Here is a 1,451-nt window from a genome sequence, read left to right as displayed (position 1 = left end):
AGCCTCTCGTCGATTTTTCAAGCCTTGATTGACTTTACCTTGCGATTTACTCCACGCTTTCCATGCATCATCTATGCTGTCATAATTTGTCTTCGCATTTTCATCATTTATCATTTTTACAACAGATGATTTTTCGAATCCACCGATACCAATGTTATACGACAATAAAACTAAAGCATCATATTCATTTTGTTTTATTTCCTTTGTTATTCCATCGTTTACGGCTTTTTCATAAGGTGCGAGAGTATCCTTGAATAACTGTTCTGCTTCATCTTCTGTAATTCCATTTTTATATGTGTCCCATTCACTTCTTGAAATCAATTTACCATATCCTATAGTTGCCCCCTTAGTCCAACTATCTATATTTTTACCTGTTTGGTCATCATATGGTTTCAATCGCAATCCCTCGATTTCTTTTAATAAATTTAATCCATCCTGGCTCATTGATTTTTCATTATCATCTGAAATGGCCTTGTTTTCAGATTGAGGAGACTGGCTTGTGGGTATTGCCGTAATCGGACTATTCACAGGTACAGATTGTTTTTTTCCTCCCTGACTTGTCGAGGATAAAATTACAGAGGCAGTATCAGGAGCAGGGGATTGAGTTATCGCCCCATCAGTCGTAGGTGAAGCAACGCTGCTTTGACCGCTTCCGTTATTTAAACTAATTTGAGTGCCATTAATCAATACACCGCTTGGATTGAGTTCAACCACGGAGCCGCCAAAGGTGAGAGTGATGTGCTCTTTGGTCATCTCAATCTTGCCTGCCCCGACGGTGAGGGTGATGTTGTCGCTGGCGGTGTACAGTTGCGTGCCCTCGCCGGCTTTACCGGCGCTGGCCTTGACCTGCACCTGATTGGCGTCGGTGCTGCGCAGCCGGCAGACGGTTTCCGTGAGGCTGCCCTGTTCAATGCGGGTCTGTTCATCCCCGGTCTTTACCGCCACCTGGCGGTTGCCGGTTTCCACCACCAGAGTCTGGTCGTGTTTCACCACGGTGTTCATGTCGCGCTGGGCGTGCAGCGCCAGCTCTTCGCTGCCTTTGGCGTCCTCGAAGCGCAGTTCGTTGTAGCCGTCCCCTTTGTGGGTTTTGGAGCGGAAAACCATCTGGGTTTTGCTGCCCGGCAGGGCGCCCGGCGGGAGATTGCTGGCATGGTAGGTGCGGCCGGTGACTATCGGCTGGTCCGGGTCGCCGTTAAGAAAGTCCACCACCACTTCCTGTCCGATACGCGGTATCGCCAGCATGCCCCAGCCCTGACCGGCCCAGGGCTGGGCGACCCGTATCCAGCAGGAACTGTTGTCGTTGCTCCGGCCGTAGCGGTCCCAGAGGAATTGCAGGCGGATGCGCCCGTATGAGTCGCAGTAGATTTCTTCGCCTTCCGGGCCGACCACTTTCGCTATCTGCGGGCCCTCCACGACCGGTTTGGGTAACGGGGTCGGGCGCCAGTGCTGGT

Annotated in this window: 1 protein-coding gene and 1 pseudogene; both read right to left on the bottom strand. The window is 50.7% G+C overall.

Annotation, left to right across the window (positions count from 1 at the left end; all coding sequences use genetic code 11):
- The coding region (locus OO184_RS24875) for a lysozyme (RefSeq protein WP_265381446.1) at positions 1–444 on the bottom strand (444 nt) is incomplete at its 3' end.
- Positions 445–855: 411 nt separating this feature from the next.
- A pseudogene (tssI, locus tag OO184_RS24870) lies at positions 856–1,451 on the bottom strand (type VI secretion system tip protein TssI/VgrG); the annotation flags it as partial.

This window comes from Photorhabdus aballayi, from assembly GCF_026153155.1.
GTDB lineage: Bacteria > Pseudomonadota > Gammaproteobacteria > Enterobacterales > Enterobacteriaceae > Photorhabdus > Photorhabdus luminescens.
Note: the sequence above shows the minus strand (reverse complement) of the source record. Positions and strands in the feature narration are given on the sequence as shown.